This is a genomic window from Streptomyces sp. NTH33, from assembly GCF_003236365.1.
Taxonomy (GTDB): Bacteria; Actinomycetota; Actinomycetes; order Streptomycetales; family Streptomycetaceae; genus Streptomyces.
In genome coordinates this window covers 1-1,366 of sequence record NZ_POTZ01000893.1, presented here as the reverse complement: position 1 = coordinate 1,366, position 1,366 = coordinate 1, and the positions used below count along the sequence as shown (strand labels likewise).

Annotated in this window: 1 protein-coding gene; it reads left to right on the top strand. The window is 71.3% G+C overall.

Features of this window, described 5'->3' with window-relative positions; genetic code table 11:
• Positions 1-216: 216 nt before the first annotated feature.
• Positions 217-1,366, top strand: a 1,150-nt coding sequence (locus tag C1I97_RS37320; RefSeq protein ID WP_258382932.1) for a transposase, incomplete at its 3' end; no start/stop codon positions are given.

The following is a 1,366-nucleotide window of genomic DNA, read 5'->3' as shown; positions in this document are numbered from 1 at the left end:
GCCTTCAACGAAGACCCCGAGAAGGTGTTCCGCGTCCGCGACCTGCACGAACACCTCGGCCTGCCCACCGACGAGCCCTCGATCAACGTCACCCGCTCCCGGCTGGGACGACTCGTTCGCCAGGGATTCCTCGAGCAACCCGGACGTGGCCGCTATCAGAAACGGACTTAACGCCCTCTGAAGAGTCTCGCCCCTGCACAGTCCGCTGACGCCGCGCTGGGCATCCTGTCCCACTTTCGTGTCGAGTTCTACGACTGCCTCTGCACCCGCGCGGATGCGCTCTTCGAGCTGACCGACGCGGTGCTGTGTGCGGACGGCCCGGTGACGTCGCTGGTCGAGCTGACGCTCACGGCCGAGCACCGGCGCGGGCACGGGGCGATGTACGACGCGGTCAATCACGGCTGGCTGGAGCCGCGCCGCCTGCGCCGGCTGCTGGCCTCCACGCCGCTGCCGCGTGCGGCCGACGGGCGGATCGTGCTCGCGGTGGACGTGAGTAACTGGCTGCGGCCCGACGCCCCCACCAGCCCGGAGTTGCTGTTCTGCCACGTCTACGGGCGGGGCCGCAGCGCGGATCAGTTCATCCCCGGCCGGCCCTACTCTTTCGTCGCCGCGCTGGAGACGGGCCGCACGTCCTGGACCGCGCTGCTGGACGCGGTCCGGCTCGGGCCGGCCGACGACGCCACCGCGGTGACCGCCGCCCAGCTGCGCGAGGTGGTCACCCGGCTGGTGCAGGCGGGGCAGTGGCGGCCGGGCGATGCGGACATCCTCGTCGTGATGGACTCCGGCTACGACGTCACCCGCCTCGCCTACGTCCTGGCCGACCTGCCCGTCGAGCTGGTCGGCCGGCTGCGCTCGGACCGGGTCATGCTCCGGGACGCCGGCCCGCGCCGCTCCACCCCGCGCGGCGGGCAGCCCCGCAAGCACGGCAGTGCCCTCGCCTTCGCCAAGCCCGAGACGTGGCACACCCCCGACGCCGCCACCACCTGCGACACCACCCGTTACGGCACGGCCGAGGCCCTGGCCTGGGACCGGATGCATCCCCGCCTGACCGCCCGCGGTCCCTGGCTCGACCACTGCGGTGAACTCCCTTTGATCCACGGCACGTTGATCCGGTTGAAGGTCGACCGCCTGCCCGGCGACCGCGACCCGAAGCCGGTGTGGCTGTGGTCCTCACGCACCCAGATGACCGGCGCGGACGTCGACCTGCGCTGGCAGGCGTTCCTCCGCAGATTCGACCTGGAGATGAGCAAGCCGCAGTGCTGTCATAGCTGCGGTTCGGCGTCATTGTCTCGGGTTCCTTCCTCGTTCGGGATTATCGCCGTCTGCTGGTGGTCGAGCCAGGCCTGTCGTGGGCGGTGGCCGCGGG